Genomic DNA, 26,855 nt, shown 5'->3' with positions numbered 1-26,855 from the left:
CGGCGGACCCGGGGACCCGGGGGCCGGTCCACGGAGGCCGTGTGGCCCCTGCGGTTCGGCCTGGCGCTGGCGCCGGACGCGTCCGTGCCGCTGGTCCGCACCGCGCAGGACGCGGACCGGTACGGCCTCGACCTGCTCGGCATCCGCGACCGCCCGTACCTGCGCGACACCGCCGACGCGCTGACACTGATGGCGACCGCGCTGGCCGTCACGTCCCGGATCCGGGTGCTGCCCGCCGTGGCGTGCCTGCCGCTGCGGCCGCCCGCCCTGCTGGCCAAGGCGCTCGCCACGATGGACGCGCTGAGCGGCGGCCGCGTCGAGCTCGGCCTCGGCGCGGGCACGTCCTGGGACGGCGTCGAGGCCTACGGCGGCGCCCGGCTCGATACCGCCGCCGCGCGCCGCGCTCTCGAAGAGGCGGTGCAGATCGTCCGGCTGCACTGGAGCGACCAGAACGGGCTGCGCTTCCAGGGCGAGCACCACCGGTTCGCCGCCGCGCAGGCGGGCCCGGCGCCCGCCCACCAGATCGCGGTCTGGCTCGGCGTGACCGGGCCGCGCGCCCTGGACCTCGCGGGCCGCGTCGCCGACGGCTGGATCGCGCCGTCCTCGCTCGTCCCGCCCAAGCGGCTCGCCGACGGGCAGCGCCGGCTGGACGACGCCGCCGCCCGGGCCGGCCGCGCCCCGTCCGAGCTGCGCCGCGTCTACCTGCTCGAAGGCTCGGTGGACGGGCGCGACTCGCGCGGCTTCCTGCACGGCCCGCCGCAGCAGTGGGTCTACGAGATGACCGAGCTGGCCGTGGGCCACGGCGTCGACACGTTCCTGTTCGCCGGCGACCCGGAGCAGCTTCCGGTGTTCGCGCTGGAGGTCGTCCCCGCCGTCCGCGAGCAGGTCGCCCGCGAACGCAAGAACCTCAGCCCACCCTTCCGAGCCCCGACCCCGGCACGCTGACCCCGCCCCCGCGGTCCGTAGCCCGTGGTTTGAACCTCGACCACGTTCACGGGCGGGCACGCGGAGCGAGCGCAGCGAGCGGAGCGGGCCCGCCCGCCGACCGACAGGCCGTTCTCCCGCGGAGCGCCAGCGGAGCGGGAGAACAGCCTGTCGGTCGCAACGGGGGTTCCAGGGGGTCGCCCCCCTGGGCAAACACAGCCCTCCTGGACCGACCCACCTACATGCGTTCCGGGGTCGGGACGCCGAGGAGGGCGAGGCCGGTGGTCAGCGTGCGGAGGGTGGCGGCGCAGAGCGCGAGGCGCGAGGCCTTGGTCTCCTCGTCCGGCGCCTTCAGGACCGGGCAGTTCTCGTGGAAGGTCGTGTAGGCGTCGGCGACCGAGTACACGTAGGTCGCCAGCTTGTGCGGCTCGGCGGTCTCACCCGCCTGCTCCAGGGCTGCGCCGAACCCGAGCAGCTGGAGCGCCAGCGCGCGCTCGGCCGGGTCGGTGAGCCTGATCGGGCCGGTCGCCTCGTCCGGCGTGAGGCCGCCCTTGCGGAAGATCGACCGGATCCGGGCCGCCGCGTACTGCAGGTACGGGCCGGTCTTGCCGTTGAAGGAGATCATCCGGTCGAAGTCGAAGACGTACTCGCTGTCGCGCGCCACCGACAGGTCGGCGTATTTGATCGCGCCGATGCCGACGTCCTGGACGATCGCGGCGCGGGTGGCCGCGTCGAACGACTCGTCGTGCTGGACCTCGTCGTAGGCGGCGCCGGCCCGCTCGATGCCCTCGTCGATCAGTTCGGCGAGCTTGACGGTGCCGCCCGCGCGGGTCCGCAGGATCTTGCCGTCGGTGCCGAGGACGTTGCCGATCTGCGCGTGCTCGGCCCGGACGTCGTCGTTCAGCCAGCCGGCCATCCGGGCGACGGCGAACACCATCTGGAAGTGCAGCGCCTGCGGCGCGCCGACCACGTAGATCATCCGGTCGACGTGCTCGGTGTCGACCCGGTACCGGATGGTCGCGAGGTCGGTGGTGGAGTAGTTGTAGCCGCCGTCGCTCTTGCGGATGATCACCGGGAGGGGCTCGCCCTCGCGGCCGGTGAAGCCGGGCGGGAACGCGCACAGCGCCCCGTCGCTGACCACCGCGATGCCCTTGTCCTCCAGCTCTTGGACGGTCGGGGCGAGCAGGTCGTTGTAGAAGCTCTCGCCCTTGATGTCGTCGTCGGTGAGGGTGACGCCGAGCCGCCCGTAGACGGAGTTGAAGTAGTTCTTGGACACGTCCACGAGCACGTTCCACAGCCGCAGCGTCTCGGCGTCGCCCGCCTGCAGCGCCACGACCCGCCTGCGGGACCGGTCGGCGAACCCCTCGTCGCCGTCGAACTTCTGCCGCGCCGCCTGGTAGAAGGCCGTCAGGTCGCGGACGGACGAGTCGCCCCGCGCGGCGGCGTCCTCGCCGAGGTCGAGCAGGTGCTCGATCAGCATGCCGAACGGGGTGCCCCAGTCGCCGACGTGGTTGTCGCGCACCACGTCGTGGCCGAGGAAGTCCAGGATGCGGGCGATCGCGTCGCCGACGATCGTGGTCCGCAGGTGCCCGACGTGCATCTCCTTCGCCACGTTCGGCGAGGAGTACTCGACCACGACCTTCTGCGGGTGCCCGGTGGCGGGGACGCCGAGCCGCTCGTCCTCCAGGGCCCGCTGCGCCTCGCCGGCGATCCACACGTCGCTGAGCGTCAGGTTGATGAAGCCCGGCCCGCTGACCTGCACGTCCGACACGACGCCGGTGACGTCGAGGTTCTTGACGATCTCGTCGGCCACCTCGCGCGGCTTGCGGCCCAGCTTCTTGGCCAGCGGCAGCGCGACGTTGGCCTGAAGGTCGGCGAACTGCGACGGCCGGATGACCGGGTCGGCGTCCGCGTACGACGGTCCGAAGGCGGCGCTCAGCGCGTCCTGGACCCGGGCGGCGAGTACGAGTTGCGGATCGGGCATGTCCCAAGGTTATCGGCGCGCACGCACCTCCCGGCACAGGTTTTCGGCCGTGCGGAGCGGCGCGTCACGTCTTCCGGCGGCCGAGTCTCGCGGTGAGGGCCGGGACGTACCGGAGCACGGCGGTCAGCAGCGCCGCCGTGGCGACGGCGATTGCCAGCGCGACGGCGTCGTTGCGCGTCTGCCCGGTCTGGAGGGCGAAGAAGCGGCGCAGCGGCGGGACGCCCAGGACGGTGGCGAACGCCGCGCCCATCGCCGCGACCAGGCCCAGCCGCCACCGGTTCCAGGGCCGCGCGATCAGGGCCAGCACCCACAGGGTCAGCACGAACAGCGCGATGGAGGCCGTCGTGCTGTCGTCGGCGAAGTCGCCGGCCGGCCGCTCGGTGGCCAGGTGGTAGCCCGCGAACGTGGCGCCGCCGCAGGCGATCCCGGCGGGGACCGCGAACCGCAGCACGCGGGGCACGAACCCGGGCCGGGCCCGCTCGGCGTTCGGCGCGAGCGCCAGGAAGAACGCCGGGACGCCGATGGTGAGCGAGCTGATCAGCGTCAGGTGCCGGGGCAGGAAGGGGAACCGGACGTTCGCGAGCCCGACCAGCACCACCAGGATGATCGAGTACACGGTCTTGGTGAGGAACAGGTTCGCGACCCGCTCGATGTTGCCGAGGACGCGCCGCCCCTCGGCGACGACGTGCGGCAGCGTCGCGAAGCCGTCGTCCAGCAGCACGACCTGCGCGACGGCCCGGGTCGCGCCGCTGCCGGACCCCATCGCCACGCCGAGGTCGGCCTCCTTGAGCGCGAGGACGTCGTTGACGCCGTCGCCGGTCATCGCGACGGTGTGGCCCTTCGACCGCAGCGCGCGGACCATCGCCTGCTTCTGCCGCGGGCCGACCCGCCCGAACACCGAGTTCTCCTCCAGGACGCCGGCCATCGCGGCGGGTTCGCCGGGGAGCGTGCGGGCGTCGACGGGGTGCTCGGCGCCGTCCAGGCCGAGGGCGCGGGCGATCGCGCCGACCGAGACCGGGTCGTCGCCGGAGATGACCTTCACCGCGACGCCCTGCCCGGCGAAGTACCGCAGGGTCGGCTCCGCCTCCGGCCGCAGCCGCTGCCGCAGGACCGCGAGCGCGGCCGGTTCCGCGGTCGCCGCCGCGTCGAGCCGGTCCGGGTCGCCGAACGAGCCGTCCGGCACGCGGGCGAGCGCCAGCACCCGCAGCCCGGCGGCGCCCAGCTCGCGGGCGCGGCGGCGGGACGGGTCGCCGGGGCCGAGCAGCACGTCCGCCGCGCCGAGCACCCAGCAGCCGTGCCCGCCGAACGCCGCGCCGCTCCACTTGCGCGCCGAGGAGAACGGTACGGTCCCGGTCGCCGCCCACGGCTCGGCGGGCGCCGGGACGCCGTCGAGGACGGCCCGCATCGTCGCGTTCGGATCGGGATCGGACGCCGCGAGCGACGCGAGCGCCTCCCGCGCGGGCAGGTCGTCGCTGAGCACGATCACCTCGGCGAGGTCCATGCCGGGCTCGGTGAGCGTGCCGGTCTTGTCGACGCACAGCACGTCCACCCTGGCCAGGCCCTCGATCGCGGGCAGCTCCTGGACCAGGCAGCGCCGCCGCCCGAGCCGGACGACCCCGACCGCGAACGCGATGCTGGTCATCAGCACGAGCCCTTCGGGGATCATAGTGACGACGCCCGCGACGGCGCCGACCACCGCGTCGGAGGTGTTCCCGGCGGAGGAGAACTGGGTGGCGAACAGCAGGATCGCGGCCGGGACGATCAGCCAGGTCACGTACCTGAGGAACGCGTTGACGCCCGCCATCAGCTCCGAGTGCGCCAGCGAGAACCGGCTCGCCTCCTCGACCAGGCGCGCGGCGTAGGCGTCCCGGCCGACCTTCGCGGCGGTGAACGCGCCGCCGCCCGCCACCACGAAGCTGCCCGACCGCACCTGCTCCCCGGGCGGTTTGCGGACCGCGTCGGCCTCGCCGGTGAGCAGCGACTCGTCGACCTCCAGGCCGTCGGAGGACACCACGCCGCCGTCCACGACGATCCGGTCCCCGGGCCCGAGCACGACCAGGTCGTCCAGCACGATCTCCTGCTGCGCGACCTCGCGGACGGCGCCGTCCCGCCGCACCCGGACGGGCGTCTCGCCGATCACCGCGAGCCGGTCGAGGGTCCGCTTCGCGCGCAGCTCCTGGACGGCCCCGATCGCCGAGTTCGCCACGATGATCAGGCCGAACAGCGCGTCCTGCCACTGCCCGAAGATCAGCACGAGCACGAGCAGCGACCCGATCAGCGCGTTGAAGCGGGTCAGCACGTTCGCGCGGACGATCTCCGGCACCGACCGGGAGGAGCGGCGCGGCACGTCGTTGGCGCGGCCCGCCGCGACCTGTTCGCGCACCTCGGCGGCCGTCAGCCCCCGCCCGGCCGCCGCCGGCACCCCGTTCACACGGGCGATCTCCCCGGACCGTGCCGGACTATGTCGCGGCGGGCGGTTCGGTGCGGTCGGGCGGGGCGTGCTCGGGTGCGGGCTCCCGGGCGTCGCGCGGCGGTTCGGCGGGCCTCGGCGGCTCCGCCTGCCGGTCGGCGGGCCTGGACGCCCGGTCCCTGTCCTTGTCCTTGTCCCGGTCCCGGTCCTGCCCGTCGCGCTCGCCGTGCGTCCAGCGGCCGAACCGGGACGTCCGCGTCGCCGCGACCTGCTCGCGGATCCGCTCCACGATCCGCCCGGACGCCAGCCGGTGCGCCAGCTCGCACGCCGAGGCGATCGCGCGGGCGTGCGAGGCGCCGTGCGCGATGACGACCGTCGCGTTGAGGCCGAGCAGGACGCCGCCGCCGTAGGTGTCGGGGTCGAGGCGGTCGCGCAGCTCCTGGAGCCGGCGGCGCTGCAGCAGGGCGCCGACCCGGGCGGGGGCGCTGGCGGTCATCGCGCCCCGGATCTCCGCGAACGCGGTGCGGACCGTGCCCTCCATGGTCTTGAGCGCGACGTTGCCGGTGAACCCGTCGGTCACCACCACGTTCACCGCGCCGCGCAGCAGGTCGTGGCCCTCGATGTTCCCGGCGAACTCGATGCCGTGGCTGCCGCCGGACAGCAGCTCGTGCGCCCGCTTGGTGACCTTGTTGCCCTTGCCGGGCTCGGCCCCGATCGTCAGCAGCCCCACGGTCGGCCGCTCGACGCCCAGCAGGATCTGCGCGTACGCGGTGCCGAGCGCGGCGAACTGGACGAGCCCCTCCGGCTTGACGTCGACGGTGGCGCCCGCGTCCAGCAGGATCGTCGGGCGCGGCGTGGTGGGCAGCGCCACCGCGATGGCGGGCCGCATCACGCCCTGCTGGCCCTTCAGCCGCAGCCGGGACGTCGCGACGACCCCGGCGGTGCTGCCCGCCGACACCAGCGCCGACGCCCGGCCCTGCTTGATCAGGTGGCAGGCGATCGCGATCGAGGACTTCGGCTTGCGCCAGCTCGCGAGCGCGCCCTCGCCCATGTCGAGGGCCTCCTCGGCGTGCACGATCGGGATCTTCCCGGCGAACCCGTGCCGGTCCAGCTCGCGCTGGATCCGCGGCGCCTGCCCGACCAGCACCACCCGGACGCCGTGCTCGCGGACCGCGTCGACCGCGCCCTCGATGATCGCGCCGGGCGCGTGGTCGCCGCCCATCGTGTCGACCGCGATCGGCAGCGGCCGCACCGCCGCCGGCCGGCGGGCCGCCCGGCGCGACGGCTCGCCTTGACCGGTCATGGGGTCGCTCCAGAGGGGTGAGGGAGATGCGGCGCGCGGGAGATGCGCAGCTCATCGCATGGTAAGTCCTCGGTTCGGCTGCCTTGGCGGTGCCGGCCGGGAGGTGGTGAGCCTCACGTGCCCGCGGAGCGGGCGTCCGCGGCGCCGGAGGCCCCGGACGGCCGGGCAACGAATGCGCATGATCAGGGAAAAGTCCGGCACTCAGCGCATGTGATCCAGTACGGACGGTGATGAAGCTGACGTGGAAATGGTGATGAATCGCAAGAAGGCCCTGCTCCTGGGCTCCGCCGTGCTCCTCGTCCTGCTGGTCGCGGGCGGCGCCGCGTGGCTGATGGTGACGTCCGGCGGCGACCTGCAGTACAAGACGCAGGCCGCGCTGCGCAAGGCGCTGCCGACGAAGGCCGCCGACGAGCTGACCGTGCGCGGGCTCAAGCTGCAGTCGCCGCTGAAGTGCGCGAACCTGCCCGGCTGGACCAAGAAGAGCATGCGCGTGTCCTGCACCGGCACCACGGCCGACAACAAGCAGGTCAAGGTGCTCGGCAGCGGCGAGGAGGCGTCCAAGAAGAACTACTTCACGATCCTCGTGGACGGGCGCCCGGTCGTGGAGAACGCGCAGTGCCTCGGCGCCGCCTGCCACAAGGGCAACGGTTAGGCCGGGACCCCGGTGGTCAGGAGCAGCCGAGGCCGAGGCAGCCCTGGTCCAGGACCTGCCGCCCGGCGACGGTGACCGTGTACTCCTCGAGCGGGTGGGCGCTGTCGGCGTCGCGGGCCGTGCCGGTCACCACGACCGGCTGCCCCGCCTTCGTCCGCGCGGTGCACGACACGCGCACGACGTCGCCCGTCTTCGGCGTCTTGCAGGACGGACGATGCTCCAACGCGATGTCGCGCTTCTTCAGCTCGGCGACCACCCCGTCGGTGACGGCGTTGCGGTAGGACCCCTCGGAGATCCGCTGCATCACCTTGCAGCCGGACATGGTCACCGCCAGCACCACCGCGAGAAGCACCGCCCGAACGCGCCTCACGACATTTCCTCTGCCCGCAGCACTTCGGCGACCGCGTCGGCGACGGCGTCCGGACGGTCGAGCTGGACCATGTGCAGGGAGTCCGGCAGATCGACCTGGCTGCCGTACGGCGTCATCGCCGCCAGTTGCGCGTGCCCCTGCGACCATTTCCGCTTCTTGGCGTCGCCCCTGACGTCGCCGAGCGCTGTCAGCACGACCAGCGGCACGGCCGGGAACGGGCGGCGCTCGCGGAGCCGCGCCAGGTCGACGGCCTGCTCCCGGTAGGCCATGTCCTCCGCGATGACGGTGCCGAGGACGGTCCCGCGCCCGTACACCGAGCGGACGACCGTGTCCGGGACGGGCTCGTCGCGCCGGCTGGTGCACTTAAGGATCGTCCGGCGCCCGAACGGCCCGACGAGCTTCGACAGCCGCGTCGCGCCGAGGGCCACCCCGGTCGCCGTGGCCAGCGGCGTCGCCACCGCCGCGAACCGGACGAGCTCGCGCGGATCGGGTTCGTAGCTCGGGTCGACGAGGACCAGGCCGCGCACCAGCTCGGGACGGAGCCGGGCGAGCGCCTCGGCGTGGAACCCGGCCATCGAGTGCGCGACCACGACCACCGGCCGTCCCGCCCGCTCCGCCAGCGCCGCGAGGATCTCCGCCTCCCGGCGCAGCGTCGGGGCCGCGATCGCCGCCGGGCTGAGGCCCAGCCCGGGGCGGTCGAAGGCGATCACCCGGTTCCGGTCGCGCAGCAGGTCCGTGCTCGGCCGCCAGTCGAACCAGGCGCCGCCGAGCCCGGAGCTGAGCAGCAGCGGCGGGCCGTCCGCCGGCCCCTCCTCGACGACGTGGACCTGTTCGCGCCCCACGTTGACGATCTCGTCCACGGTGCCGGCGCTGTCCCGTGCGGGGCCGGCGCTCGCGCTCACCTGGTCGGCGTACTCGGTCATAGGGGCGTCTTCTCCCGTAGCGACGGCGGGGCGGCGAGGGCGCGCCGGGCGTTGCGGTGGTCGGCGTACAGCGCCCAGGCGATCAGCAGCAGCCCGACGCACAGCACGCCGATCTGCACGCGCTGGATGATGCCGAGCCACCGGCCCAGGTACATCGCCAGCACCGTGCCCAGCGCGAACACGGTCTCGGCCGCCGCGACCGCCCAGCCCCAGCGGGCCAGCACGGGCCACCACCCGTACCGGCGGGCGGCCATCGACAGCAGGAACAGCGCGATCACCCCGCAGGTGATCACGACGGTGCTGGTGACGGAGTGGAACTCGTGCGAGAACGACACGTGCTCCGAGCGCTCCCGCAGCGCGCACCACGTCTCCAGGTTGGGCGCGCAGTCCAGCGGGAACGAGGCGTCCCCGATCGCCCAGATCCCGAACAGGCCGAGGAACGCCCAGCCGGCGGTGGCCAGCGGGCGCCGCCGCAGCCGGCGCAGCGTGCCGATCGACACGAGGATCGCCATGACGCCGGTGATGAAGTCGCCGCCGCTGTAGACCAGGTGGAACGGCTGGTCGAGGGCCGACAGCTCGCTGACGTAGCCGTTGACGACGTCGAGGTCGGGGCTCAGCACGTTCTCCAGGACGAAGGACGCGTAGCAGACCGCCGCGAGGAAGGCCAGGACGATCACCGGGCGCGGGGCCGTCCCGGGCCCATCGGCGCCCGGCCCCGTACCGTCCGGCCCCGTACCGTCCGGCTCTGCGTCGCCCGGTCCGCCGGCGTCCGGTCCGGGGCCGCCGGGGAGCCCGTACTCGCCGCCGGTCGCCGACCCGGCCGCGCCGTCTGCGTCGTGGGAGTCCACACCAGCCCCCTCGCCCGTCCGCGGTTCCGCCCCGACCAGTATTTCCGAACCTCGTGTCAGCGGGTGACCTGGGGCGCGGTTTCCGGAGTATCCGCTGGCCGAAGCCTGGCCGCCGCATGACGGAGAGGTTGACGTCCCGTAGTCGTTGAACAAGGGGCGGGACGTCCACGATGATGCAGGGGCGATTTGTCGGGATCGGCGTTGACCAGCTTTTTCCCTACCCTGTAGGGGGTATCAATTCGGTATGAACCGGTCCCAAACGGTTGAATGGGGGTGTCCTGCGGCCTCCTGATCACCGTCCGTGACGACGCGCCCGGGGTGCGCTTCCCCCGCTGACATCAAGGAGTACCAACACGTGACACTGGTGAACGACGCGGCTCCCGCAATGCGATCCACCGGTCGCAAGTTCCGCGCCTTCACGGCGAAGCACCTGGACGAGCTCACCGCTCGCGCCGGGCTGTCGCCCGAGCAGCGGCTCGCGACCCGCGCGGTCGCGACGGTCCTGCCCTTCCGGACCAACGCCTACGTCATTGAGGAGCTCATCGACTGGTCGGCCGCGCCGGACGACCCGATCTACCGGTTGGTGTTCCCGCAGCCCGACATGCTCCCCGCCGGGGACGTCGCGCACCTGTCGGACCTGCTGCGCCGCGAGGCCCCCAAGGCGGAGATCGAGGCCGCCGCGCGCGCGGTGCGGATGCGGCTGAACCCGCACCCCGCCGGGCAGATGGAGCTCAACATCCCGAGCTTCGGGGACGGCAAGATCCCCGGCATGCAGCACAAGTACGGCGAGACGGTCCTGTACTTCCCCAAGCAGGGGCAGACCTGCCACGCGTACTGCACCTACTGCTTCCGCTGGGCCCAGTTCGTCGGCGAGCCCGACCTGAAGATGGCCGGCGACGAGCCCGCCGCCCTGCGCGACTACCTGCTCGCGCACCCCGAGGTCACCAACGTCCTGTTCACCGGCGGCGACGCCATGATCATGGGCGAGCCGGTGCTGCGCCGCTACGTCGAGCCGCTGCTGGAGCTGGAGCAGCTGGAGGCCATCCGGATCGGCACCAAGTCGCTGGCGTACTGGCCGCAGAAGTTCGTCACCGACCCCGACGCCGACGCCATGCTCCGGCTGTTCGAGCAGGTCGTGGAGTCCGGCAAGAACCTGGCCTTCATGGCGCACTTCTCGCATCCGCGCGAGCTCGAGCCGCTCATGGTCACCGAGGCGTGCCGCCGCATCCGCGACACCGGCGCGATCATCCGCACCCAGGCCCCGCTCATCCGGACCATCAACGACGACGCCGCCACCTGGGAGACCATGTGGCGGGCGCAGACGCGGATGGGCCTCGTCCCGTACTACATGTTCGTCGAGCGCGACACCGGGCCGCAGGACTACTTCGCCGTCCCGCTGGCCCGCGCCCACGAGATCTTCCGGGACGCCTACAAGAACGTCTCCGGCCTGTCCCGGACCGTCCGGGGCCCGTCCATGTCCGCCACCCCCGGCAAGGTCTGCGTGGACGGCGTCGTCGACCTGTTCGGCGAGAAGGTGTTCGCCCTGCACTTCATCCAGTGCCGCGACGCGGACCTGGTGGGCAAGCCCTTCTTCGCGCAGTACGACCCGGACGCCGCCTGGCTGGACGACCTCAAGCCCGCCTTCGCCGACCGCTTCCCCTGGGAGAAGTAGGGCAGGCACCCGGCGCCGCCTGAGTAGGGGTACTCAGGCGGCGCCACCAGGCCGCCGTGAGGATGGCGGCATGACCTCCGCCTTCGCCGGCCCGCCGGCCGCCGCCCGTCCGACCGGATCCGGATCGCCGTGGCCGCCGTGTACGGCGCTGCCATCCTCGTCACGACCGTGAGCGTCCTCGCCGTCCTGCCGCAGGCCCTCGACACCACGCTGTTCCTCCTCACGACAACGGGCGCCGGCGCCGTCCAGACCTGGCTCCTATGGCCCACCCCGCTCCGCCGCCACAAAACGACCCCGTAACCGGCGCACCACGACCAAACACCCCACCAAGGAACCGACACCGCACACCGCGATGACATACCCCGGCGCAAGCAGCCCGCCGAGGGCGCCCGCGCCGGCCATGGCGGCGGCCTGCCCCGTCACGATCCCCATGGTGGCCAGGCCGACCGCCTGTCCCTGGATGCGGTCCGGCACCACGTCCGCCACGCGCGCCTGGACGTTCAGGTCGTAACCCATCCCGAACGCCCCCGCCGCCATCAGCGCGCACGCCGCCGCGAGGCCCGGCCCGAACACGAACGCCACCAGCGGCGCACCGGTCAGCAGGGCCAGCGGCAATGTCAGCCGCTCCCGGACGGACGGCCGGACCCATCGTCCGAGCACGAGATTCCCGGCGAACATCCCGGTCGCGCTCGATGCCAGCAGCAGTCCGGCCGCGCCGGGTCGGCCGAGCCCGCTCCCGTAGGGGACCGCCATGGCCTCGCTGCCGACCGCCAGCGAGACGGGCAGCCACCACGCGAGCAGCAGGCCGCGCACCCTCCGGTCCGTGAGCAGCCTGCGGTTGACCTGCCACGTCTCCCGCACCGTGCCCGAGAACCGCGACGAGTCCCCGTCCGCCTGCGGCTGCGGCGCCTTGAGGCCGCACCAGGCGAGCGCGGCCGCCGTTCCACCGCTCGCCGCCGCGAGCAGCAGCGTCCCGGACGGTGCCAGCACCGCCAACAGCAGCCCGCCCACCGCCTGCCCGGCGATCTGCGCGACCGCCATCGTCATCGTGAACACCGACCGGCCCAGCACGTACCGGTCTCCGGACAGCAGCCCCGGCAGCCGTCCTCCCAGGCTCGCGCTGCCGACCGGCGCGAACACCCCGATCCCGGCGACCAGCGCGAGCATCCCCGGCACCGGCAGGCCGCCGAGGGCCAGGACGCCGTCGACCGCGCAGCGTGCCAGGAAGTAGCCGGTGAGGAGGCGGCGCGGCGGCACCCGGTCGGCGAGCGACAGCAGGAACATGCCCCCCACCACGTAGGGCAGCATGCCCGCGGAGAAGGCCAGGGCGGCGAACAGGGTAGAGCCCGTCCGCTCGAACACCAGCACCGATAGCGCGATCATCCGGATCGACTCCCCGGTCACCAGTAGCGTCTGCACGCCGAAGAGGGTCCGGAACTCGGGGACGCCGAAGACGTCGCGGTAGCGCGCGGACGGCGGTGGTGCGGTGGGGGCGGTCGACATGGTCATGGCGCCACTCTTGGGCGGGGTCGGGGTGGGCGGATAATGTTTCGGGGAGGGGCGAAACGTGCATCGGATCGTGGTGGGACCCGGGGACCTGGCGGCCAGCCGGTTCGGGATCGCGCCGCTGTACGAGACGCTCCATGTCGTCGGGCTCGTGTCCGGGCGGTTGCCCGCCGGGCCGGTGAGTCCGTGGCTGGAGCGCGTCCGGCCCGCGTATCGGGCGATCGCCGGGGACCCGGCGGTGCGGACGCTGGCATTCCTCGTCGGCCACACCAGTTATGTCGCCGACTTCATCTCACCGCCGCCGGCCCGTCCGAACCTGACGGTCGCCGAGCAGCTGGCCATCGCCCGTGCCACGCCGCTGGAGCAGGCCAGGGAGGAGATCGCCCGCAACGTCGAGGGCCTCCCGGAACCCGAGCCGGACGTCCGCGACGTCCTGGAGAGCACCGAGGTCGTGCGGCGGCTCACCGACGGCGTGGAGGCGGCGTGGACGGCCCTCATGGAGCCCGACTGGCCCGTCGTGCGCTCGATCCTCGAACAGGACATCGTGCACCGCGCGGGACGGCTCGCCGCCTACGGCTGGGCGCAGGCGCTGGACGGCCTGTCGCGCAGGGTCCGCTGGCGCGACGGCGTCATCGAGCTCGACATGCGGAGCAAGGGAACCACCCGCCTCGACGGCAGCGGGCTGATGTTCGTCCCGACCGCGTTCTCCGACGTCGGTGTCGCGCTCGAACGGAACTGGCCGTACACGCTGATGTACCGGGCCAGGGGAGTGGCGGCGCTCTGGGAGGGGCGGGAGCCGCAGGAGGGGGACGCGCTGGCGCGGCTGCTCGGGCGTACGCGCGCCGACCTGCTGCGCGCGCTGGCCGAGCCCGCGACGACGACGTGGCTCAGCGCCCGGTTGCGGGTGAGCCTCGGAGGGGTCGGCGATCACCTGGCGGTGTTGCGTGCGTCCGGTCTCGTCACCCGCGAGCGCAGCGGGCGTTCCGTGCTGTACCGGCGGACGGCCGTGGGGGACGTGCTGGTCGGCGCCTCGTGAGGCCGTCCCGAGACCTCAGCGTAGGTGCCGTACCAGCACCAGGCAGGACAGCAGCGACGCGGCGCCGCAGAGGGCGATGGCCTGCGGCGGCGTCAGCAGGTCGCCGAGTGCGCCCGCCGCGGCCATTCCGGCGGCCTGCCCGGTCATCATCCCCGTGTTGGCGAGGCCCATGGCCTGGCCGTGGATCCGCTCCGGCGTCGCGTCCACCAGCCGGCGCTGGAGCGGCAGGTCGTAGCCGAGGCCGAGGGTCCCCGCCAGCAGCAGCGCGCAGGCGACCGGGAGCGGTGGGTGGAGTGCGAACAGCAGCAGCGGCGCGCCCATCAGCAGCGCAAGCGGCAGCGTCAGGCGGTCGCGCAGGTCCGGGCGGATCCAGCGGCCGATGAGCAGGTTGCCCGCGAACATCCCCACCGCGCCCGAGGACAGCAGCAGGCCCGCCTCCCCGGCCCGGCCGAGCCCGCTCGCGTAGGGAACCATCAGGCCCTCCGCGCCGACCGACAGCGACAGCGGCAGCCAGAACGCCAGCAGCAGGCCCCGCGTCGTGCGGCCGCCCAGCAGCAGCCGGTTGACCCGCCAGGTCTCCCGCGCCACGCCGGACGACCCGAGGCCCGGCGCCGGCACGTCCGGCAGCCCGAACCGGGAGAGCGCGGCGGCCACGGCGGCGCTCCCGGCGGCCAGCCACAGCGTCCCCGCCGGGGTGAGCGCCGCCAGCAGCAGCCCGCCGATCGCCTGCCCGGCGATCTGCGCGCCGGCGGCCGTCATCGTGAACAGCGACCGGCCCAGCACGAAGCCGTCGCCGGGAAGCAGCGCGGGCAGCCGGCCCTGCACGGTCGCGCCGTTGACGGGCCCGAACAGCCCGAGCACCAGGATCAGCGCGATCATCACCGGCAGCGGGACCACATCGCACGCGAGGACGGCCGTGACCGCGAAGGACAGCAGGTAGAAGCCGGTGAGCAGCCGCCGCATCGGCACCCGGTCGGCCAGCGAGAGCAGGAACGCGCCGCCCACCACGTAGGGGAGCATCTCCGCGCAGAACACCAGCGCCGCGGTGAGCGAGGACCCGGTCCGCTCGAACGTCTGCACCGACAGCGCGATCATCCGGACCGAGTCCCCGGCCACCCGCAGGGTCTGCAGGGTGAAGAGGGTCCGGAACTCGGGGACGCCGAAGACGTCGCGGTAGCGCGCGGACGCCGCCGGCGCGGTGGTCGTGGTCATGGCGACCACCTTCGGGGGCCGCGCCGCGGGAGGATAATGTTTCGGAGAGGAGCGAAACGTGCACCAAGCGAGCGCAGCGGCCGTTCGGTCCTGTACCGGCGGACGGCGTGGGGGACGTGCTGGTCGGCGCCCCGTGAGGCCGTCCCGGGGCGGGACGGCCTCAGCGAGGGTGTCAGACGCCGTACTCGGGGACGATCGTCGCGCGGGCCAGGGTGTGGGCGGTGATGTTGAAGCCCACGACGGCAGGCGAGGTGTCGGAGTCCAGGCCGAGCGACTCCACGTCCAGGGCGTGGACGGTGAACACGTAGCGGTGCGGATCGCCGGGAGGCGGGGCGGCGCCGCCGAACTCCTTGGTGCCGTAGTCGTTGCGGGCGTGGACGCCGACCTTGGAGTCGGCGGTGCCCGCGCCGGTCGGCAGTTCGGTGACGTCCGCCGGGATGTCGAACAGCGACCAGTGCCAGAAGCCGCTGCCGGTCGGGGCGTCCGGGTCGTAGCAGGTGACGGCGAAGCTCCGGGTCTCCGCCGGGAACCCCGACCAGCGCAGGTGCGGGGACTGGTTGCCGCCGCTGAACCCCCAGTCGTTGAACACGTGCTTGTCGTCGAGTTGCTCGCCTTCGGTGACGTCGTCACTGGTCACGGTGAAGGACGGGACCTCGGGCAGGTGCTCGTGCGGAAGCGGTGGCCTGCCGGCCATGGCGACCTCCTCGTCAGGGATCGGGTTGTCACCCCATCTCTATCAGCCGTCGATCAGGTTTTGACGGCGCCCATCGTGAACCCGGTGACGAACCGGTCCAGGAACAGGTTGAACAGGAACGCGATCGGGACGGCGGTGACCACCGTGGCGGTCTGCAGCGACTGCCAGAAGAACACGTCGCCGCGCACCAGCTGGGTCGGCACGCCGGTGCTGACCACCATCTGCGGGCTCGCCGACACGAACGCCAGCGCGTACACGAACTCGCTGGCGGTGAGCGTGAAGCTGAACACCACCACCGCGACGATCCCGGGGAACACCAGCGGCAGGACGGCCCGGACGAACGCGCCGAGCCGGCTGTAGCCGTCCACCATCGCCTGCTCCTCGACGTCCTTGGGGACGGCCCGCAGGAACCCGATCAGCAGCCACACCGACACCGGGACGGTGATCGTCGGATAGACGACGATCATCGACCAGAGGGTGTCCTCCAGGTGCAGCCGGACGACGACGCGGGTCAGCGACAGGAACAGCAGCGACGGCGGCACCAGGTACACCATGAAGATCGCGATGCCCATGGGGGTGCCCCACGGGCGGTCCAGCCGCGCCAGCGAGTACGCGGCGGGCAGCGCGAGCAGCAGCGTGATCGCCACGACGGCGGCGCCGACGATCAGCGTGTTCGCCACGAACGTCAGGAACGGCGTGTCGTCGAACAGGAACGTCACATGGTCGGGCGTCGCGGGCTTGTTGAAGAAGAACGGGTTGCTCTCGGGGTTGTACAGGTCCTGGTTCTGCTTGAACGCGCTGACCAGGCTCCACAGGAACGGCAGCGCGCACACCAGCGCCGCCAGGACGGCCGACCCGTACACGCCGCCCCGCGCCGCGACGTGCCGGAGCGCGTACCGCCGCCGCAGCCTCTCGACCTCCTCGGCCCGATCGGTCATCCCGCCTCCAACCGGCGGACGGCGCGCAGGATCGCGATCGCGCCGGCGAGCAGCAGCGGGAACAGGAACAGCGCGATCGCGGCGCCCTGCCCGACGTCGCCGCCCTCGATCCCCCGGAAGTACGCCCACGACGCCAGCACGTCGGTGGCGTGCGTGGGGCCGCCCCGCGTCAGCACGTACGGGACGGTCATGTCGGTGAACGTCATGATCGCGCCGAACAGCCCGGCGACCGCGATCACCGGCAGCGTCAGCGGGATCGTCACCTCGAACATCCGCCGCCAGAACCCGGCGCCGTCGACCCGGGCCGCCTCGTCGATGTCGCGGGGGATCGCCACCAGCCCCGCCATCATGATCACCGCGGCCAGCGGCGTCAGCCGCCACGTCTGCACCGCGATCACCGAGCCCATCGCCGTCCACGGGCGGCCGAGCCACACCACGTTCCCGCTGATCAGCCCCGCGTGCCGGAGCACCCAGTCGACCGGGGAGTAGATCGAGTCGAGGAACCACAGCCACGAGATCGTGGACAGCGCGACCGGCGTCGTCCACGGCAGCAGCACCAGCAGCCGGACGAACCACTTGCCGTGGAAGTCGGCGACCAGGATGTTCGCGAGGATCTTCCCGAACACTACGATCAGCGCCATGCTGATCCCGGTGAACACCAGCGTGTTCACCAGCGCCCGCCAGAACACCCCGTCGTGGAAGACCTCGGTGAAGTTGCGGAACCCGACGAAGTCGAAGGACGGGTCGCCGGTCGTCACGTCGGAGAACGCGAACGCGATGGCCAGCAGGAACGGCACGCCGACCAGCGCGACGATGTAGACCACCGACGGCAGCAGCAGCGCCCACGCCAGGAACCCCTCCCGGTCGGCGAGCCCCGCCCTCCGGCGCGCCCGCACCGCGGACGCGGCGCCGCTCACCGCGCGCCCCCGATCGTCATCGGCTCCGCGCGGACGCCCTCCGCCGCGTCGAAGAACCGCAGCCGCTCCGGCTCCACCGCGAACGGGTGCGTCTCGCCCGCCGCGATCGGCGTCATCACCGTGGCGGGCAGCCGGGTGATCACCCGGGTGTCCTCGCCGAGGCCCGTCACCGTCCCGTACACGTGCCGGTCGCCGGACAGGTACTCCATCCGCTCCACCCGGAGCGGCATCGCCACCCGCCGGTCCGCCGGGACGACCTCCTCCGGCAGCAGGTGCTCCGGCCGGAACCCCACCAGCCGGTCGCCGCGCTTCACCAGGTTCATCGGCGGCGACCCGATGAACGTCGCCACGAACGTGTCGGCCGGATCGTCGTACACCTCCTGCGGCGTCCCGACCTGCCGCACCCGGCCGTGCTCCAGCACCGCGATCCGGTCCCCGAGCCCCATCGCCTCGGCCTGGTCGTGCGTCACGTAGATCGTCGTCGTCCCGACCCGCTGCTGGAACCGCTTCAGCTCGTCGCGCGCCGTCGCCCGCATCTTCGCGTCCAGGTTCGACAGCGGCTCGTCCAGCAGGAACACCGCCGGGTCGCGGACCAGCGCCCGCGCCAGCGCCACCCGCTGCCGCTCACCGCCCGACAGCTGCCGCGGCTTGCGGCCCAGCAGCGGCTCGATCTCCAGCAACTCGGCCGCCCACCGCGCCTTCTTCTCCCGCTCCGCCTTGTCCATCCGTTCGGCCCGCAACGGGAAGACGATGTTGTCCCGCACCGTCTTGTGCGGATACAGGGCGTACGACTGGAACACCATCGCGATCTGCCGGACCCGCGGCGGCAGCCCGTTCACCGGATGCCCGCCGATCAGCACCTCGCCCTCCGTCGGCTGCTCCAGCCCCGCGATCGTGCGCAGCAGCGTCGTCTTCCCGCACCCCGACGGCCCGAGCAGCACCAGATACTCGCCCGGCTCCGCCGCGAGGTCCACGCCGTCCAGCGCCCGCACCACGTCCCCGCGCCCGCGCCGCCGAGCCCGCACCCGCCCATCGAACGTCTTGACGAGCCCTCTGACCTCGACGGTGTTCAATTGCCTCGCCTCCGCTCGGCGGCTCGCGGGCCCTTCTCGCGCCGGCGTGTCGCCCCGACCAACCGACCCCGACCGACCTCCTCGGCCTCGTCGCTCCGGTCGCTCGTTCCTCGCTCCCTGCGCTCCTCAGTCCAGACGGCGCGGCCCACTCGCGTGTTCATCAGCGGTCAGCCGCCTACGAGGCCGCGGGCGCGCCAGTTCTTGAAGATGGCGTTGATCTGGCGTTCGGCGTCCGCGACGGCCTGCTTCGCGGAGGTCTGGCCGCGGGCGGCGCGGCCGAACATCGTCGGCAGCAGGTTGGTGTTGAAGATCTCGCCGATCGCCGGGTTCGACGGGCCCGGATAGCCGATGTTCGCGCTCCACGACGTCGCGTTCTTCAGCAGGCTCAGCTTGTTCGCGGGCTTCGCGCCGTACGGGTCGTTGTCGAGCCAGCCGTGCAGCTGCGGGACCAGCGACGGCCAGCCCGGCAGGTCGTACAGCTCCGAGTGGTACGTCACCGACGGGAAGTTCGCCGTGTAGTGCAGCAGGAACTCCTTGGCCGCCGCAGCGTTCGGCGAGTACTTCGGGACGATCCACTGCTGGATGACGTGCTGCGCCGCCAGCGCCGCCTTCGGGCCGCGCAGCGCCGGGGTGAAGAAGATGTCGTCGCCGATCGCCCGGTTGGTGCCCATCGCGGTGCGCCACGCCGAGATCGAGTTCAGGATGTAGGACGACCTGCCGGCGATCAGCGCCTGGTTGTTGGACGCCGGCACCCAGGAGAACACCTCGCTGGTCTCCGCCTGCTTGAACAGCCGGGCCATGTAGTCGACGGCCGCGACCGTGGCGTCGGAGTTGATCGCCACCCGCTCGTTCTCGTCCTGCACGGACCCGCCGTAGGACCACAGCAGCGCCCGCGCCGCCATGTTCGAGTCGGTCTCGGGGGACAGCCCGATCCCGCACGGCACCCCGGTCGTCCGCTTGATCTCCGCGGCGCCGCGCAGCAGGTCGTCCCAACTCGTCGGGCCGTTCGGCAGGCCGGCCTTCTGCCACATCGACTTGCGGTAGTCGCCGGGGTCGGGCGACCAGCCCGGGCAGTAGGCGTAGAAGTGCCGGGTGTTGGGGTTGTAGCTGGACCTGCGGCACAGCTCCAGCTGCTGCCCCCAGCGCCGGTTCGCCTCCTGCACGACGTCCGCCATGTCCAGCACGGACGGCTCGTACTGCGAGAACGGCGCGATGTGCTGGATCAGGTCGTGGCCCTTGCCCGCCTGGATCTCCGACGCGGCGCGGCGCGGCACGTCCACGGTGTTGATGTGGTCGACCCGGACGCCGACCCCGACCCGCTTGCCCCAGTCCGCGAGGAACTTGTCGAACCACTTGTCGTGCCGCGGGATGAAGTGGCTCCACATCAGGATGCTGAGCGAGCCGCCCAGCTTGGACGCGGGGGAGGTGAACACCTCCTTGGGCGCCTTGCCGGGGGCCTTCGCCTCCGGCCCGCTGCTCTCACTGGCGCACGCCGCCAGGACGCCGTAGGCGCCCGCCGCGAGCGCCGTGGAGGACAGGAAGCCGCGTCTGCTGAGCCCGTGTCCGCTGGGTTCGGGGATGTGGAGCCGGTCGGCCATCGGGGGTCTCCCTCGCCGCTGGAGGTCTCCCCTCGACGGTAGGTCCGCGAGGCCGTCTCATCCAGAGACGATCCGGTAACTCCCCGTAACTCTGACCGCGCCCGTCACAGCCGCCCCGGCTGTGACGGGAATCACTTCCCGGCGGCCTCGTTGTAGGCCGCGATGACCTCTTCGGGGTCGCCGTCCATCCGCATCCGGCCCTCGTCGATCCAGATGACGCGGTCGCACATCTCCTTGACCGTGTCGAGCTGGTGCGCGACGAGGAAGACCGCGCCGGCCTCCTTGCGCAGTTCCTCGATGCGCTTCTTGCTCTTGCGCTTGAACTTGGCGTCGCCGGTGGCGAGCGCCTCGTCGATCAGCAGCACGTCGTGGGTCTTGGCGGCGGCGATCGCGAACCGCAGCCGCGCCCCCATGCCGGACGAGTACGTCCGCATGGGGTACTGGATGAACCCCTCCTTGAGCCCCGCGAAGTCGACGATCTTCTGGTACTGGGCCTTGGTCTGCGCGGGCGTCATCCCCATGGCCAGGCAGCCGAGGACGATGTTGCGCTCGCCGGTCAGGTCCTTCATCAGCGCCGCGTTCACGCCGAGCAGGGACGGCTGGCCGTCGGTGTAGACCGCGCCGCTGTGCGGCGGCAGCAGTCCCGCGATCGCCTTCAGCAGCGTCGACTTGCCCGACCCGTTGGTGCCGATGATCCCGACCGCCTCGCCGCGGTAGGCGACGAACGACAGCCCCTTGATCGCGTGCACCTCCTTCATCGAAGGACGGGCCTTGCGGCGCAGGACGCGGGAGAACGCGCTGGCGGCGTTGCCCTTCCCGCCCGCGCCGTACACGCGGTAGATGATGTGCAGGTCGTCGACGACGACGATCGGCTCGCGCGTGGGGTCGATGTCGACGGCCGCCCCGCCGCGCACCCTGGTGTCAACCACGGCCGTAACGCTCCTCGGCGCTGTAGAAGATCATGAATCCGCCGACCACGGCGATCACGGCCCACGCCAGCGCGTAGATCCACAACTGGGTCGTGGAGTGCATGTCGAGCTTGGTGTGCACGTAGTCGCGGTACTCGCCGAGCATCGTGTGCCGGCTCAGCTCGACGTAGACGTAGGCCGGGTTGGCCTTGAGCATCTCGCCGAGCCACGGGTTGTCCTTCAGCACGTGGCTGCGCTGCAGGAGCTGCGGCAGGCTGAAGATCACGCCGGACAGGTAGAGCCACGTCCGCATGACGAACGGCAGCAGCTGGGTGATGTCCCGGTTGAAGGCGCCGAGCCGCGCCATCACCATGCTCATCCCGACGTTGAACAGCAGCTGCAGGACCAGCACCGGGACGAACAGCAGCATGTGGAAGCTGATCGGCTCGCCGAACCCGAACACGATCGCCAGCAGCACGACCAGGGACAGCAGCAGCTGCTGGAGCTCCACGGTCGCGATGGCGAGCGGCAGCGTCGCGCGCGGGAAGTGCAGCGCCCGGATCAGTGACAGGTTGTCACCGACCGACTTCGACCCCGACGTGATGGAGCGCTGGGTAAACCCGAACATGAACACGCCCGTCACAAGGAAGGGGATGAAGTCCGGAACACCGCGCTTGGTGCCGAGGAGGACGCCGAAGATCAGGTAGTAGACCGAGACGTTCAGGATCGGGGTCAGCAGCTGCCAGACCTGACCCAGTCGCGAGTCGGTGTACATCGAGATGTTCTTGGCCGACGCGAAGGCCCAGATGAAGTTGCGCCTGGACCACACGCTCCTGATGTAGCTGCGCAGCGGGGGGCGCGCCGCGCTCTGCCTCAGTCCGTACCGTGCGGCGTAGGCGGCCAGCGTCTCGTTCACGTGAGGAGACTCCGCGATCGTGCCGACCGACTCGCCACCCGGGGAACCGAGCCGTTGCGGGTGACTCATGCCGGGAAGCCTATTGCAGTCGATGATGTGTAGGTGACGTTCGCCCGCATGTGACCCCCGAACTGAGATCATTACGGAATCTTGTCGACGCCCCTGGGGATACCCGGGGGATGCGGTCCAACCATTCTCGGTCATCGACGATGCGGCGCTCACCCGGGTCCCGCGCCCCCGCCCCCTCCCCCCGTGCCGGCCGTGCCGGCCGTGCCGCCCGCCGCGGCCCGCGCCGGAGACTGCTGAGCCGGCTCGGACGGGCCGACCGGTGGGCGTTCGACCGGGTCGCGGCGGCCCGGCTGCCCGGCCTCGAGTACGTCCTGCCCCGGCTGTCGCGCACGGCCGACCACGGCGTCCTGTGGTTCGGCACGGCCACGGCCCTCGGGCTCACCCGGCGCCCACGCCTGCGCCGTGCCGCGCTGCGCGGCTCGATCGCGATCGCGGTGGCGAGCCCGGCCGTCAACGTCCTCGGCAAGCACGCGTTCCGCCGGGCGCGCCCCGTGGTGGACCTGGTGCCGCCGATCCGGATCCGGTGGAAGCTGCCGACCTCGCACGCCTTCCCGTCCGGCCACTCGGCGTCCGCCGCCGCGTTCGCGACCGGCGTGGCGCTGGAGGCGCCCGCCGCGGTGGCGGTGCCGGTCGCCGCGACCGCCGCGGCCGTCGCGTTCGCCCGCGTCTACACCGGCGCCCACTACCCCGGGGACGTGCTCGCCGGCCTCGGCATCGGCGCGCTGGCCGGGCTCGGCACGCGGCTGGTGTGGCCCGCGCGCCCTCCGGTGGCCCGCCTGACGCGGGCCGAGGGGGAGGACGTGCAGGTCACCGATGACGGGCGCGGCGTGGTCGCGGTCGTCAACCCCGCCTCGGGCGGCGGGGGCGAGGCCACCCGCGGCATCATGCCGAGCGGTGCGCAGGTGGCGGTCGGGGTGCTGCGGCGCGAACTGCCCGCGGCGGAGATCATCGCGCTGGAGGAGGGCCAGGACCTGGAGAAGGTCTGCGCGGAGGCCGCCGCGCGGGCCGACGTGCTGGCCGTCGTCGGCGGCGACGGCACCGTCAACGCCGCCGCCCGCGCCGCGCTCGACCACGACGTGCCGCTGCTGACCGTGCCCGGCGGCACGTTCGACCACTTCGCCCGCGCCCTCGGCATCGAGTCGCCCGCCGAGGCGATCGCCGCCTACCGGGCCGGACGGCTCGGCCGCGTGGACGTCGCCTACGCCGTGCCCGCGAAGGGCGGTACGGGGTCGCGCGACGAGCGGCTGTTCCTGAACACCGCGAGCTTCGGCGCCTACACCGAGCTGGTCGACCGGCGCGAGCGGCTGGAGAAGCGGCTCGGCAAGTGGCCCGCGCTGGCGATCGCCGCCGTCCGGACGCTGCGGCACTCCGAGCCCGTCGAGGCCGTGGTGGACGGGCACCGGCGGCACGTGTGGCTGGCGTTCGTCGGCAACGGCATGTTCGGCTCGCACGGCGCCGCGCCCACCTGGCGGGAACGCCTCGACGACGGGTGCCTCGACGTCCGGATGGTCGCCACCGGGCGGCGCATGCCGCGGGTCCGCGCGGTCGCCGCCGTCATGGCCGGGCACCTGCACATCACGCCCGGCTACCTGGCCTGGCGCGCCGGCGGGCTGGAGGTGCTGACGTCCTGCGACGAGCTGCGGCTCGCGCGCGACGGCGACGTGTCGGCGGTGCCGCCGTCGCTGCGGTTCGGCAAGCACGCCAAGGCCCTCGCCGTCTTCCGTCCAGACGCCTGACCGGCGCTGGGTGTTCGGCGAAGATTCGGGACGCTGTAACTTCCGGCCGGGGCGGTGCCCGGCCGGAAGCGGCGCCGGTTTCAGCCGAACGCGAGGCCGAGGCTGCGGAGCCCGACGACCACGGGCGAGCCGTTATATACCGGTTCGTCCGTCACTGTGATGGTCGTGTACCGAGTGCGTAGTTCCTCCAGGACGAGCCGCATCTCCATCCGCGCGAGCGCGGCGCCGAGGCAGAAGTGGGGGCCGTACCCGAACGCGAGTCCGGGCGCGTCCGGCCGTCTGGTGATGTCGAAACGGTCGGCATCAGGGCCGAAAGCCTCCGGATCGCGGTTCGCCGCCCCGTACAGGAGCATGACGTGGTCGCCGGCCGCCAGCTCGCGCCCCGCCAGGACGGCCGGGCGTGTCGCGGTCCGCAGGAAGTAGACGACCGGGGACGTCCAGCGCAGGATCTCCTCGATCGCCGTGGGCATCGCCTCCGGCCGCTTCATCGCCTCCCACTGGGCCGGGTTCTCCGCGAACGCCAGCAGCCCGCCGGAGATCGCGTGCCGGGTCGTCTCGTTGCCCGCGACGAGCAGCTGGATCAGGAACATCACCATCTCGATGTCGGTGAGCCGGTCCCCGTCCACCTCGGCCTGCGCGAGCTGCGAGATCACGTCGTCGCGCGGCACGGCCCGCCGCTCGTTGGAGACCTCCACCAGGTAGGTGCCGGCCTCCATCCGCAGCGCCGCCCGCTCCTCGTCGGACAGCTCCGGCGCCGCGCCCGGGATGATCGACTCCGACCAGCGGAAGAACCGCGGCCAGTCGTCCTCCGGGATGCCGAGCAGCAGGCAGATCACCTGCAGCGGCAGCGGGACGGCCAGCTCCGCGACGACGTCGAACGGCCGGCCTGTCTCGACCGGCTCCAGCAGCGCCCGGATCCGCTCGCGGACCGCGCCCTCCAGCCGCCGCATCGCCGACGGCCGGAACGCGGGCGCGACGAGCCCCCGGTACCGGCCGTGCTCGGGCGGGTCCGTGTGCATGATCGTCGGCGGCGTGTCGAAGGGCCGGTCGATCTCGTCGATCAGGATGCCGTCGCCCGACCGGTACGCCGCCGGGTCGCTCGCGGCCGCGTGCACCGCCGCGTGCGACCCGGCGACCCACAGCGGCAGTGCCGGGTGCCGGACGAGCCCGCCCTCCGCCCGGACCGCGTCGTACAGCCCGTACGGATGGCCCTGCGCGTAGCACCCGTCCGGGAAGCGGTCCGGGATCACGACAGGATGCCCTGCGGTCTCGCTATCCCCGCGTCGTCGCACATCGCGTAGTAGGCGTTGAGGGTGGACTCCCCGTCGGTGACGCCGGTGATGTTGCCGTCGGCGTCGTACTCGATGAAGGCGCCCTCGAGGATGAACAGGATGTCGCTGTCCTCCTCGATGGTGAGGGTGTGGATGGAGCCGGGCGGTTCGTAGATGAACGTCCCGGCGTGGTAGTCGATGCCGTACTCCTTGTAGCGCCACCGTCCGGAGAACGTGTAGGCGTGCACGCCGCCGGTGTGCTTGTGGGTGGGCAGTTGGAAGCCCGCCTCGAAGCGGTTGCGCACGACCCAGGTGTCCGGGGAGACCCGCAGGACCTGGAGGCCCACGGGGCCGATGGTGACCCAGGGGATGTCGCCGGAGTGGACGTGACCGACCAGGGGACCGTTCGACTCAGCCATGAAGCAAACGCTAGGTAGGTGACCGCCGGCGCGCAAGGCCCGGATTCGCCGCCCGGTGACCGGGTAGGAGACCGGCGCCCGTGAACCGCTGGAGGAGGCACGCACATGGCGATGGGAGTCAACCCCGCCGATCTCACCGACGAGGACCTGCTCCGTGAGCTGGGACATCTGTACGAGACCCGGATGGAGGCCCTGAGGCACGCCCCAGACCAGGCCTACGCCGAGCACACCCAGCGGACGGCTCAGATGGAGGCCGAGTACCTGCGACGGCGCCCGGCCCGGGAGATCGACCCGCAGCGCCTCCGCGAGGGCGCACGCGCCCGTTAGCGGCGCGGGGACGCCCGCCGTCACAGGCGCCGCACGCCCGGCCGGCTCCGCGCCACCGGCCGGGCGCTCGGCATGCCCGCCGCCGGGCCCCGCAAGGGGCTCCGTCGCCCTTCGGGCTCGGGTTCGTGTTGTTCCGGCAAAGGCGGGAGTGTCGCCCGGCAGAGGGGAGGAGGGTGCGGTGCCAGGATCCTGACGGGCGAGGAGGCCCGGGATCCTCGGGGGGTGTGATCTGTGGGGCGGACTCGGCGGGGGCGGTACGGGCGGGCATGCGCGCCCGAGCCCGGGCTGGGGGAGTGCGTCCGGCGCTGGTGGCCGTTCGCGGTCGGCGCGCTGGCCGCCACGGGGCTGCTGCTCGGCGCGTACCTGTGGGCGCCCCGCAAGTCGGGCGCGTCCGTCGCCACGCCCGGGACGGCCCCCCGCGACGCCGCGCGGCAGGGCGCCGGCGCAGCGTCCGGACGGCCGATGGCGTCCTATACGACCCGGTTCCAGCCGGGGCAGCCGCGCGTCCGCAACATCGAGCTCGCCGCGCGGCTGCTGAACGGGCAGGTCGTCCGGCCCGGCGCGACGTTCTCCTTCAATAGGGTCGTCGGGCCGCGGACGCGGCGCCTCGGCTACGTCCCGGCACCGGCGATCATGGGATCGCGGCTGGTGAAGGACGTGGGCGGCGGCATCTGCCAGGTGTCCACGACGCTGTTCAACGCGGTGTTCCGCGCCGGCCTCGACATCCGTAGGGCCCGCGCGCACACCATGTGGATGCCGGAGTACCCCGAGGGGCGCGAGGCGGCGGTGGCGTATCCGAACCTCGACTTCACCTGGAAGAACGACACGGACGCGCCGGTGCGCATCCAGGCCGGCTTCACGGGGGACTCGGTCACGGTGAGCCTGTGGGGGCACCGCAGGTACGAGGTCCGGTCGCGGACGTCGAAGCGGTACGGGGTCTCGCCGTACGGGACGGGCGTAGGGCACGGGCGCCGATGCGTCCCGATGGCGGGCCGGAAGGGCTTCGAGATCGACGTGTGGCGGACGCTGCTGTCCGCCGGCCGCCAGGTGCGCCGGGAGAAGTTCCACACCGAGTACCGGCCCCAGCCCGAGGTGACCTGCCTGTAACCCCTCGGCGGGTCCGTGCGGGCGGCGTGGCAGTGTGAAGGC

The 26,855-nt window shown here is 72.6% G+C and carries 24 protein-coding genes; 7 read left to right on the top strand and 17 right to left on the bottom strand.

Annotated features, from left to right (window positions below):
- Positions 1–39: 39 nt before the first annotated feature.
- Positions 40–945: an LLM class flavin-dependent oxidoreductase gene (locus QP089_RS39705; RefSeq protein WP_285919198.1), complete on the top strand. Its 906-nt coding sequence runs from the start codon at positions 40–42 to the stop codon at positions 943–945.
- 217 nt (positions 946–1,162) lie between these two features.
- Here QP089_RS39705 and argS read toward each other — a convergent pair whose 3' ends face one another.
- The 3 genes from argS to plsX all read right to left on the bottom strand — a co-directional run bounded on the left by argS (position 1,163) and on the right by plsX (position 6,621).
- The gene (gene argS, locus QP089_RS39700; RefSeq protein ID WP_285919196.1) at positions 1,163–2,908 is read right to left on the bottom strand and encodes an arginine--tRNA ligase; all 1,746 of its coding nucleotides are present in this window, start codon (positions 2,906–2,908) and stop codon (positions 1,163–1,165) included.
- Between the two features lie 64 nt (positions 2,909–2,972).
- Positions 2,973–5,339 carry an HAD-IC family P-type ATPase gene (locus tag QP089_RS39695; RefSeq protein WP_285919195.1) on the bottom strand — a complete coding sequence of 789 codons (2,367 nt, stop codon included), beginning with the start codon at positions 5,337–5,339 and terminating at the stop codon, positions 2,973–2,975.
- Positions 5,340–5,367: 28 nt separating this feature from the next.
- The gene (plsX, locus tag QP089_RS39690; RefSeq protein WP_285919193.1) at positions 5,368–6,621 is read right to left on the bottom strand and encodes a phosphate acyltransferase PlsX; all 1,254 of its coding nucleotides are present in this window, start codon (positions 6,619–6,621) and stop codon (positions 5,368–5,370) included.
- Between the two features lie 253 nt (positions 6,622–6,874).
- Between plsX and QP089_RS39685 the strand changes: the two genes are divergently transcribed.
- The gene (locus QP089_RS39685) at positions 6,875–7,273 is read left to right on the top strand and encodes a hypothetical protein (RefSeq protein ID WP_285919191.1); all 399 of its coding nucleotides are present in this window, start codon (positions 6,875–6,877) and stop codon (positions 7,271–7,273) included.
- A 16-nt stretch (positions 7,274–7,289) separates the two neighbouring features.
- Here the strand turns inward: QP089_RS39685 and QP089_RS39680 are convergent, their stop codons facing one another.
- From QP089_RS39680 to QP089_RS39670, 3 genes are read right to left on the bottom strand one after another with little or no spacing between them, the layout of a single operon-like run.
- Positions 7,290–7,643 carry a hypothetical protein gene (locus QP089_RS39680; RefSeq protein ID WP_285919189.1) on the bottom strand — a complete coding sequence of 118 codons (354 nt, stop codon included), beginning with the start codon at positions 7,641–7,643 and terminating at the stop codon, positions 7,290–7,292.
- A complete protein-coding gene (locus QP089_RS39675; RefSeq protein ID WP_285919187.1) occupies positions 7,640–8,566 on the bottom strand; it encodes an alpha/beta fold hydrolase in 927 nt (308 codons plus the stop codon). Before QP089_RS39675 ends, QP089_RS39680 begins: the two co-directional genes overlap by 4 nt.
- The gene (locus QP089_RS39670) at positions 8,563–9,414 is read right to left on the bottom strand and encodes a DUF998 domain-containing protein (protein WP_285919186.1); all 852 of its coding nucleotides are present in this window, start codon (positions 9,412–9,414) and stop codon (positions 8,563–8,565) included. The genes QP089_RS39675 and QP089_RS39670 overlap by 4 nt, the downstream gene beginning before the upstream one ends.
- A 385-nt stretch (positions 9,415–9,799) precedes the next feature.
- Here QP089_RS39670 and QP089_RS39665 point away from each other — a divergent pair, with 385 nt between their 5' ends.
- A complete protein-coding gene (locus QP089_RS39665) occupies positions 9,800–11,086 on the top strand; it encodes a KamA family radical SAM protein (protein WP_446474124.1) in 1,287 nt (428 codons plus the stop codon).
- A gap of 258 nt (positions 11,087–11,344) precedes the next feature.
- Here the strand turns inward: QP089_RS39665 and QP089_RS39660 are convergent, their stop codons facing one another.
- Positions 11,345–12,595 (bottom strand): MFS transporter, encoded by a 1,251-nt coding sequence (locus QP089_RS39660; protein WP_285919182.1) that lies wholly within the window; start codon positions 12,593–12,595, stop codon positions 11,345–11,347.
- A gap of 58 nt (positions 12,596–12,653) precedes the next feature.
- Here QP089_RS39660 and QP089_RS39655 point away from each other — a divergent pair, with 58 nt between their 5' ends.
- Positions 12,654–13,628, top strand: coding sequence for an ArsR/SmtB family transcription factor (locus QP089_RS39655; RefSeq protein ID WP_285919180.1), 975 nt, complete (start codon positions 12,654–12,656; stop codon positions 13,626–13,628).
- Between the two features lie 15 nt (positions 13,629–13,643).
- Here QP089_RS39655 and QP089_RS39650 read toward each other — a convergent pair whose 3' ends face one another.
- From QP089_RS39650 to QP089_RS39615, 8 genes are all read right to left on the bottom strand, one after another.
- Positions 13,644–14,840 (bottom strand): MFS transporter, encoded by a 1,197-nt coding sequence (locus QP089_RS39650; protein WP_285919178.1) that lies wholly within the window; start codon positions 14,838–14,840, stop codon positions 13,644–13,646.
- Between the two features lie 172 nt (positions 14,841–15,012).
- Complete coding sequence (locus QP089_RS39645; RefSeq protein ID WP_285919177.1) at positions 15,013–15,534, bottom strand: YbhB/YbcL family Raf kinase inhibitor-like protein; 522 nt, start codon at positions 15,532–15,534, stop codon at positions 15,013–15,015.
- A 53-nt stretch (positions 15,535–15,587) separates the two neighbouring features.
- Positions 15,588–16,472, bottom strand: a complete 885-nt coding sequence (locus tag QP089_RS39640; protein ID WP_285919175.1) for a carbohydrate ABC transporter permease — start codon at positions 16,470–16,472, stop codon at positions 15,588–15,590.
- Complete coding sequence (locus tag QP089_RS39635) at positions 16,469–17,389, bottom strand: carbohydrate ABC transporter permease (RefSeq protein WP_285919173.1); 921 nt, start codon at positions 17,387–17,389, stop codon at positions 16,469–16,471. The genes QP089_RS39640 and QP089_RS39635 overlap by 4 nt, the downstream gene beginning before the upstream one ends.
- A complete protein-coding gene (locus QP089_RS39630; protein ID WP_285919172.1) occupies positions 17,386–18,462 on the bottom strand; it encodes an ABC transporter ATP-binding protein in 1,077 nt (358 codons plus the stop codon). Before QP089_RS39630 ends, QP089_RS39635 begins: the two co-directional genes overlap by 4 nt.
- A 167-nt stretch (positions 18,463–18,629) precedes the next feature.
- Positions 18,630–20,060, bottom strand: coding sequence for an ABC transporter substrate-binding protein (locus tag QP089_RS39625; RefSeq protein WP_285919170.1), 1,431 nt, complete (start codon positions 20,058–20,060; stop codon positions 18,630–18,632).
- Positions 20,061–20,191: 131 nt separating this feature from the next.
- A complete protein-coding gene (locus QP089_RS39620) occupies positions 20,192–20,989 on the bottom strand; it encodes an ABC transporter ATP-binding protein (RefSeq protein WP_285919168.1) in 798 nt (265 codons plus the stop codon).
- Positions 20,982–21,953 (bottom strand): ABC transporter permease, encoded by a 972-nt coding sequence (locus QP089_RS39615; protein ID WP_285919166.1) that lies wholly within the window; start codon positions 21,951–21,953, stop codon positions 20,982–20,984. Before QP089_RS39615 ends, QP089_RS39620 begins: the two co-directional genes overlap by 8 nt.
- 140 nt (positions 21,954–22,093) lie before the next feature.
- Here QP089_RS39615 and QP089_RS39610 point away from each other — a divergent pair, with 140 nt between their 5' ends.
- Positions 22,094–23,689 (top strand): bifunctional phosphatase PAP2/diacylglycerol kinase family protein, encoded by a 1,596-nt coding sequence (locus QP089_RS39610; protein WP_285919164.1) that lies wholly within the window; start codon positions 22,094–22,096, stop codon positions 23,687–23,689.
- Between the two features lie 80 nt (positions 23,690–23,769).
- Here the strand turns inward: QP089_RS39610 and QP089_RS39605 are convergent, their stop codons facing one another.
- Both QP089_RS39605 and QP089_RS39600 read right to left on the bottom strand, forming a co-directional pair.
- Positions 23,770–24,939 (bottom strand): cytochrome P450, encoded by a 1,170-nt coding sequence (locus tag QP089_RS39605; protein WP_285919163.1) that lies wholly within the window; start codon positions 24,937–24,939, stop codon positions 23,770–23,772.
- Positions 24,936–25,379, bottom strand: a complete 444-nt coding sequence (locus tag QP089_RS39600) for a 2,4'-dihydroxyacetophenone dioxygenase family protein (RefSeq protein ID WP_285919161.1) — start codon at positions 25,377–25,379, stop codon at positions 24,936–24,938. Before QP089_RS39600 ends, QP089_RS39605 begins: the two co-directional genes overlap by 4 nt.
- 105 nt (positions 25,380–25,484) lie before the next feature.
- Between QP089_RS39600 and QP089_RS39595 the strand changes: the two genes are divergently transcribed.
- Both QP089_RS39595 and QP089_RS39590 read left to right on the top strand, forming a co-directional pair.
- The gene (locus QP089_RS39595) at positions 25,485–25,706 is read left to right on the top strand and encodes a DUF6158 family protein (RefSeq protein ID WP_285919159.1); all 222 of its coding nucleotides are present in this window, start codon (positions 25,485–25,487) and stop codon (positions 25,704–25,706) included.
- 231 nt (positions 25,707–25,937) lie between these two features.
- Complete coding sequence (locus tag QP089_RS39590) at positions 25,938–26,813, top strand: VanW family protein (protein ID WP_285919157.1); 876 nt, start codon at positions 25,938–25,940, stop codon at positions 26,811–26,813.
- Positions 26,814–26,855: the final 42 nt, after the last annotated feature.

This window comes from Actinomadura opuntiae (genome assembly GCF_030283205.1).
Lineage (GTDB): Bacteria > Actinomycetota > Actinomycetes > Streptosporangiales > Streptosporangiaceae > Spirillospora.
The sequence above is the reverse complement of the archived record's forward strand: the minus strand, read 5'-3'. Positions and strand labels throughout refer to the sequence as shown.

Bases quoted from the DNA above. Each gene is read 5' to 3' on its own strand.
- argS (WP_285919196.1), bottom strand. From the start codon at position 2,908: ATGCCCGATCCGCAACTCGTACTCGCCGCCCGGGTCCAGGACGCGCTG.
- plsX (WP_285919193.1), bottom strand. From the start codon at position 6,621: ATGACCGGTCAAGGCGAGCCGTCGCGCCGGGCGGCCCGCCGGCCGGCG.
- QP089_RS39685 (WP_285919191.1), top strand. From the start codon at position 6,875: ATGAATCGCAAGAAGGCCCTGCTCCTGGGCTCCGCCGTGCTCCTCGTC.
- QP089_RS39675 (WP_285919187.1), bottom strand. From the start codon at position 8,566: ATGACCGAGTACGCCGACCAGGTGAGCGCGAGCGCCGGCCCCGCACGG.
- QP089_RS39665 (WP_446474124.1), top strand. From the start codon at position 9,800: ATGCGATCCACCGGTCGCAAGTTCCGCGCCTTCACGGCGAAGCACCTG.
- QP089_RS39660 (WP_285919182.1), bottom strand. From the start codon at position 12,595: ATGACCATGTCGACCGCCCCCACCGCACCACCGCCGTCCGCGCGCTAC.
- QP089_RS39650 (WP_285919178.1), bottom strand. From the start codon at position 14,840: ATGACCACGACCACCGCGCCGGCGGCGTCCGCGCGCTACCGCGACGTC.
- QP089_RS39645 (WP_285919177.1), bottom strand. From the start codon at position 15,534: ATGGCCGGCAGGCCACCGCTTCCGCACGAGCACCTGCCCGAGGTCCCG.
- QP089_RS39640 (WP_285919175.1), bottom strand. From the start codon at position 16,472: ATGACCGATCGGGCCGAGGAGGTCGAGAGGCTGCGGCGGCGGTACGCG.
- QP089_RS39625 (WP_285919170.1), bottom strand. From the start codon at position 20,060: ATGGCCGACCGGCTCCACATCCCCGAACCCAGCGGACACGGGCTCAGC.
- QP089_RS39615 (WP_285919166.1), bottom strand. From the start codon at position 21,953: ATGAGTCACCCGCAACGGCTCGGTTCCCCGGGTGGCGAGTCGGTCGGC.
- QP089_RS39610 (WP_285919164.1), top strand. From the start codon at position 22,094: ATGCGGCGCTCACCCGGGTCCCGCGCCCCCGCCCCCTCCCCCCGTGCC.
- QP089_RS39600 (WP_285919161.1), bottom strand. From the start codon at position 25,379: ATGGCTGAGTCGAACGGTCCCCTGGTCGGTCACGTCCACTCCGGCGAC.
- QP089_RS39595 (WP_285919159.1), top strand. From the start codon at position 25,485: ATGGCGATGGGAGTCAACCCCGCCGATCTCACCGACGAGGACCTGCTC.